5 protein-coding genes and 1 pseudogene are annotated in these 6,737 nt (G+C 60.9%); all 6 read right to left on the reverse strand.

Annotated elements, in window-relative coordinates:
• Nucleotides 1-1,432, reverse strand: a 1,432-nt coding sequence (gene purH, locus JWR14_RS37065; protein ID WP_299719524.1) for a bifunctional phosphoribosylaminoimidazolecarboxamide formyltransferase/IMP cyclohydrolase, incomplete at its 3' end; no start/stop codon positions are given.
• A 125-nt stretch (nucleotides 1,433-1,557) separates the two neighbouring features.
• The gene (locus JWR14_RS37070; protein WP_299719526.1) at nucleotides 1,558-1,791 is read right to left on the reverse strand and encodes a Fis family transcriptional regulator; all 234 of its coding nucleotides are present in this window, start codon (nucleotides 1,789-1,791) and stop codon (nucleotides 1,558-1,560) included.
• Nucleotides 1,788-2,900, reverse strand: a complete 1,113-nt coding sequence (gene dusB / locus JWR14_RS37075; protein WP_299719528.1) for a tRNA dihydrouridine synthase DusB — start codon at nucleotides 2,898-2,900, stop codon at nucleotides 1,788-1,790. Before dusB ends, JWR14_RS37070 begins: the two co-directional genes overlap by 4 nt.
• 401 nt (nucleotides 2,901-3,301) lie before the next feature.
• Nucleotides 3,302-4,537, reverse strand: a complete 1,236-nt coding sequence (locus JWR14_RS37080; RefSeq protein ID WP_299719529.1) for a UbiH/UbiF/VisC/COQ6 family ubiquinone biosynthesis hydroxylase — start codon at nucleotides 4,535-4,537, stop codon at nucleotides 3,302-3,304.
• The gene (locus JWR14_RS37085; protein ID WP_299719531.1) at nucleotides 4,527-5,933 is read right to left on the reverse strand and encodes an aminopeptidase P N-terminal domain-containing protein; all 1,407 of its coding nucleotides are present in this window, start codon (nucleotides 5,931-5,933) and stop codon (nucleotides 4,527-4,529) included. The genes JWR14_RS37080 and JWR14_RS37085 overlap by 11 nt, the downstream gene beginning before the upstream one ends.
• A gap of 31 nt (nucleotides 5,934-5,964) precedes the next feature.
• A pseudogene (locus JWR14_RS37090) lies at nucleotides 5,965-6,737 on the reverse strand (class I SAM-dependent RNA methyltransferase); the annotation flags it as partial.

The raw sequence follows: 6,737 nt of genomic DNA on the forward strand, positions 1-6,737 counted from the left end.
CGAGGCCATCGCGGAACGGGAAAAACGCATCCGATGCCACCGCCGATCCGGCCAGCGACAAGCCCGCGTTCTGCGCCTTGATGCTGGCAATGCGCGCCGAATCCACACGGCTCATCTGGCCCGCGCCTACGCCGATCGTCATGCCGCCGCCGCAGAACACAATGGCGTTCGACTTCACGTACTTCGCGACGCGCCACGCGAACAGCAGATCGTCCATTTCCTTCGGCGTGGGGTGACGCTTCGTGACCACGCGCAATTCATGCGGCTGGACATTCTTCGAATCCAGCGATTGGACAAGCAGGCCGCCGCCAACACGCTTCAGGTCGAACGCGTTGTGACCGTCGCCGAGTTCGATCTTCAGCAAACGCACGTTCTGCTTCGCCGCGAAAATCTGCTTGGCGGCATCGCTGAACGAAGGCGCCATCAGCACTTCCACGAACTGCTTGGCAACAGCCTGCGCCGCTGCTTCATCCACTTCACGATTGAACGCGATGATGCCGCCGAACGCGGATGTAGGATCGGTCTGGAACGCCTTCGAATACGCTTCGTGCGCATCCGCGCCGATCGCCACGCCGCACGGATTTGCATGCTTGATGATCACGCAAGCCGGTACGCCGAAGGTCTTCACGCATTCCCACGCAGCGTCGGAGTCCGCAATGTTGTTGTACGACAGTTCCTTGCCCTGCAATTGCTCATAGTTAGCGAGCGCGCCGGCCGGTGTGGTGAGATCGCGGTAGAACGCAGCGCTTTGATGCGGATTCTCGCCGTAACGCAGATCCTGCACTTTGGTGAACGCAAGGTTGAACGTCGACGGATAGGTGTTGCGGCTCTTGTGCTGCAACTCGTCGGTCAGGCTCGTCAGGTAATTCGTGATCGCGCCATCGTATTGAGCCGTGTGCGCAAACACTTTGGTGGCGAGCTTGAAGTTCGTCGCGTAGCTGACGGTGTTTTTAGCCGAGCGCATTTCTTCGAGAACGATCGCGTAATCCGCGGGATCGACGATCACCGTTACGTCGCGATGATTCTTCGCCGCCGAACGCAACATGGTCGGACCGCCAATATCGATATTTTCGATTGCGTCTTCCAGCGAGCATTCTTCCTTCGATACCGTTTGCACGAACGGATAAAGGTTCACAACCAGCAGGTCGATGGTCGGAATGTCGTGTTGTTCGAGTGCCGCCATGTGTTCCGGCAGATCCCGGCGCGCCAGAATGCCGCCGTGCACCTTCGGATGCAGCGTTTTCACGCGGCCGTCGAGCATCTCCGGGAATCCGGTGTAGTCGGCGACTTCGGTGACAGGCAGGCCTGCATCAGCCAGGAGTTTCGCGGTGCCGCCGGTTGAGAGCAGGCTAACGCCTAGCTCCGACAGCGATTTCGCAAATTCGACGATGCCAGATTTGTCGGAAACGGAAAGGAGCGCTTGCTTGATCATGATGGGAACGGCGCGAGCCGGTAGGGGAGTCGAGGGGAATCAGGAAATTCGAGTCGACCGCCGTACGCCGCGACGGTCCGGGTGGTACATCAATAAGACAACTGCTTTAAATCAAAACAACTGCTTTAAATCAGTCCGTGCTGTTGCAGCTTCTTGCGCAGCGTGTTGCGGTTGATGCCCAGAAATTCCGCCGCGAGCGACTGGTTGCCCTCGGCTTGCTTCAGCACAACTTCCAGCATCGGCTTCTCGACGCACGAAATCACCATTTCGTAGACATCGTGCGGTTTTGAGCCGTCCAGGTCCTGGAAATAATTGTCCAGGCTCTGGCGGACGCATTGTTCTATGTTGTGTCTGCTCATGCGGCTAGTCGGTCTGTGTGGTTCTGCACGTCGCACGATTCTTCAGCTTCGTCGTTGCCGCCGCGGTCGCCGTCCGCGCCGAGTTCTTCGACATAGACGAGACGGTCGGACAACGCCTTTTGGGCGTCGAAGAATTCGTTCACGGCGAGCAATTGTTCGCGTGTGGAATCCAGCGTGTTCATCCGATGTCTGAACGTGTTGGCGCCGGAAAGGCCGCGAGTGTACCAGCCGATGTGCTTGCGCGCTGTACGAACGCCTGTGAATTCGCCATAGAAATCATAGTGATCTTCGAGATGCTCATTCATCAGTTGCTGGATCTCGTCGATACGCGGCGCCGGCAAATGTTCGCCCGTTGCCAGGAAATGTTCGATCTCGCGGAAGAGCCACGGGCGCCCCTGCGCAGCGCGGCCGATCATGATTGCATCTGCACCGGTGATGGCCAGCACGTGACGCGCTTTTTCAGGCGTGGCGATGTCGCCGTTGGCCACAACAGGGATGCGCACGGAGGCTTTGACGGCGGCGATGGTCTCGTATTCCGCGTCGCCCTTGTAGAGATCGGCGCGGGTACGGCCATGCACGGTGAGCATGGAAATGCCCGCATCTTGCGCAATGCGCGCAATGTTCAGCGCATTTTTGTTCTCGCGATTCCAGCCCGTGCGGATCTTCAACGTGACGGGCACGGCGTCCGGACCAACGCCTACTGCGTTCACCACGGCCTGTACGATCTGCGCGACCAGCGCTTCGTTTTGCAGCAATGCCGATCCGGCCGCCACATTGCAGACTTTCTTGGCTGGGCAGCCCATGTTGATGTCGATAATCTGCGCGCCGTTCGCGACGTTGTGACGCGCGGCTTCGGCGAGCATTTTCGGATCAGCGCCGGCGATTTGCACGGAAATAGGCTCGACTTCGCCGGTGTGATTCGCGCGACGGAGCGTTTTCTCGCTTTTCCACAGTTGGGCGTTCGACGCGACCATTTCGGACACCGCGTAACCCGCTCCCATGCGTTTGCACAACTGCCGGAACGGGCGGTCCGTCACCCCGGCCATGGGGGCAACGAACAAGTTGTTACGCAAAATGTGGGGGCCGATGGCCGGTGTGGAAATGGGCATGAAACTCGCGGTGTTCCCAAATAAAGGGATGCAAAAACGCTTAAGGAAACCCCTATTTTAACGCGAACGCGCTGGGCCAATTAAGTCCAATCGACGCGCAAGTTGTTAAATCTTCTATGAATATCCCGAACGTCATAGAGGAAAAGCTCCACTATGGGCAGATGAATGAAGTGCGAAGTAGACATGTTTGATCTGATCGGCGGGTCGGCCAAGGTGGATCTCATGTATGGGCCGTCGAAAACGCGCCGCAGGAAGGGTGGGAAGAGCCGGGGCATAGCGCGCGACGCGTGCCCTTCGTGAACAGCTCAGGAAAACTTACGCGCGGCAGACGTGAGTACAGCAATCACGCCATTCTCCGCACTCCGCTCTCGCTCGAAGCCGCTAGCAAGTATTCCGCCAAATCAGCGGCGTTGCCCGAACATCATCTGTCGCGCCAGCACGGTTTTAACCGGAGGGACGAGTTCCAGCGCGCTCAACGCCAGCCCGCGCATCGCGGCGAGTGGAGCGAAATCGACGGTGAAAAGACGTGCGAGCGTATCGGTTGCGCCAATCGTCATGCGCCGGTCCAACGCGCGCCGTTGCGCAAAGAGACCCAGCGCGACCGTAGTAGGACCATTCGTCGATAACGCGTCGCACAACGCGTGTGCATCGCGCAGACCCAGATTGAGTCCTTGCCCTGCAACGGGATGCAGCGTTTGCGCCGCGTTTCCGATAGCAACCGTGCGCCGGTCGACCAGCGCGTTCAACGCGTTCAGCCCGAGCGGGAACATCGCCCGTCCGGTGATGCGCGTGAAGCGGCCCATGCGCTCACCGAAGGCCGAGCCGAGTTCGGCGAGGAATTCGACGTCGGGGAGTTGCGAGCGTCGTGCCGCCTCTTCAGGGTCACAGCACCAGACGAGCGCGTAGTCCGCCTGGCGCGCGCCGCCGCATGGCAGCAGCGCGATCGGCCCTTCGGGTGCGAAGCGTTCCCACGCGACACCAGGTTGCGGCGCCGATACGCTCACCGTCCCGACAATAGCCGTCTGGCCATAATCGCGCGTGTTCTTGACGTCGGCGGAAAGCGCGGAAGACGAGGACGAAGCGTCCGCGTCCTTGTACAACCCGCCTTCGGCATTCACCAGAATGCGCGCGCGGATCGTGCGGTCGCCAGTGGCCGAATGGATCGAGAGCGTGACGCCCTCGTGGTCGTGCAGAGGTGCTGATGCCGTGGTTTCCGTGAACCATTGCACGCTGGTTTTGCTGACGGCTTGCGCGAGCGTTGCCACAAGCGAGCCATAACGCACGACGTAGCCGAGCGCGGGCAAACCGTGTTCATCGTGATCAATCAGCGTGCGGCCGAACTGGCCGCGTTGCGAAACGTGAATGCGTTTGATCGGCGTGGCATCGGCGGGAAAACCGAGCGATGACTCAAGCATCGCGCGGCTGCCATGCGACACCGCGATGGCACGCGGATCAGATGACGCCGCACCGGGCTCGCGTGCATCGATCAACGCTACCGACAAGCGCGACGTCGCGCTCCGTTTCGCCAGCCAACCGGCTAACGCGAGTCCGACCGGACCTGCACCTACGATGGCGATATCGAAGTGATAATCGGCTGGCGGCGCATGGCCGATAGTTTCGGCGGTTTCAATTTGCATCGGGTGTTTGCGCGTCGCGCATCAAGGCTTCGATTTCGTCTGCATCTACAGGCACTTCGCGTGTCATCAACTCACAACCATTCACGTTGACGATAGCGTCGTCCTCAATCCGGATACCGATGTCGGCATATCGTTCCGGCACGTCAACCGCCGCGCGAATGTACAGACCCGGCTCGATGGTCAGCGTCATGCCCGCCTTCAACGTGCGCCACGCGCGTGCGCCCTGGTCGTCGAGTTGCGCGTGGGCGTCGCGATAATCGCCGGCATCGTGCACGTCCATGCCGAGCCAATGACTCGTACGGTGCATGTAGAAACGCTGATAAGCCCGCTCGGCGATGACATCGTCCACGGTGGCAAACTTGTTTCGGTCGATGATCCCCGTATCCAGCAAGCCCTGCGCCAATACGCGAACAGCGGCTTCGTGCGGCGCGTCGAAACTGACGCCTTCACGGGTGGCATCGACGGCCGCATATTGCGCGGCCAGCACGATATCGTAGATTTCCCTTTGCGCCGATGTGAACCGCCCGCTAGCCGGAAACGTACGCGTGATGTCGGATGCGTAGCCGTCGAGCTCGCACGCGGCGTCGATCAGGATCAGGTCGCCCTCGCGCACGATCGTGTTGCCTGCAGGGTAGTGCAGCGTGCAGGCATTCGCGCCGGCCGCGACGATCGTGCCGTACGCGGGCGCTTGCGCGCCGCGTCGGCGGAACGTGTAGAGCAGCTCGGCTTCGATTTCGTATTCGTGCATGCCGGGGCGGCAGGTTTGCATCGCGCGGCGGTGCGCTTCGGCCGAGATCGTGCCTGCGCGCCGCATGATCTCGAGTTCGTGCGCGTCTTTGATGAGGCGCATTTCGTCGAGCACCGGCAGCAAATCGATCGCTTTCGTCGGCGCTTTTACGCCGATCCGGCTCTGTGCACGAACCGCCGCGAGCCAGCTGCGGACCCGCTCGTCGAGCTCGGCGGAACTGCCGAGCGCGTAGTGCAGCGCGGGGATATCGGCGAGCAGGCGGGGCATTTCCGTATCGAGTTGATCGATGGGAAATGCTGCGTCAAAACCGAACGCGAGGCGTGCGCCTTCCGGGCCGTATCGGAAACCTTCCCAGGTTTCGCGCTCGACGTTTTTCTCGCGGCAGAACAGGATGGCGGCGGGATCGTCGGCGTCGGCGCTGGCGTTGAGGACCAACGTTGCTTCCGGCTCCGTGAAGCCCGTCAGGTAATAGAAATAGCTGTCGTGGCGGAACGGGTAATCGGCGTCGCGGTTGCGCATGACCTCACGCGCCGTCGGAATGATCGCCACGCCGCCGCCTGATTCCCGCAGCGCCGCGAGGACGCGGTCACGGCGGCTGCGATAGGTGTCGATGGCTAATAAGGAGTGGGCTTCAGTCGATGAGTTCATTCAGCGATTGTAGCGCCGCCTCCGCGATGATTCACTCCTGCGCGTCGGGCGTCTGATCGGCGGCGGGTTCCGTTGCTGCCGGGCGATTGCGCACACTGCCGGCAATCATGTCGAAGCGGAACAGCCGGCATTCGAGCGCGCCGTTGAAGAGCGGCGTTTTCGTCGATTCACGCAGTCGCAGCATGCCCGGCAGTTTTCGATCCGATGTCAGCACGTACGCGCGCCAGCCCGGAAATTGCTGTTTCATCGCGTTGCCGAAGGAGATAAAAAACTCCTGGTCGGCGGGGTCCGGCTGCGCGCGGATGAACGCATCCTCGTCTTCGTCGTGACCGCGATTCTTCGGCTCGCGAAGCTCGCCGCGCGGACCGCGTCCACGTACTTCAATTCGTTCGCCGTACGGCGGATTCGCGACCAGGATGCCGGGGGTGTCCGACGGCGGCGTCATGTGGCGCGCATCGAGCTGTTTCAACGACAGCTCCGGCAAACCCGCGCGTTCCAGGTTCGAGTACGCCTTGTCGAGCATATCGCCGGAAATGTCGCTGCCGTAGATCTGGATATCCGCACGCGATGACTGCGCTGCGCGTTTGGCATCGACGGCTGCGCCCTTCAGCTTTTGCCACGCGTTCACGTCGTATTGCTTCAGCTTTTCGAAGCCGAAACTGCGGTCCACGCCAGGAGCGATGTTCAGCGCGACTTGCGCGGCTTCGGCGAGGAAGGTGCCGCTGCCGCACATCGGATCATAAAGCGGTGTGCCGGGGGTCCAGCCGGTCAGACGCAAGATTCCCGCTGCGAGATTTTCACGTA

Origin of the sequence: Caballeronia sp., from assembly GCF_028292365.1 — a bacterium.
GTDB lineage: Bacteria > Pseudomonadota > Gammaproteobacteria > Burkholderiales > Burkholderiaceae > Caballeronia.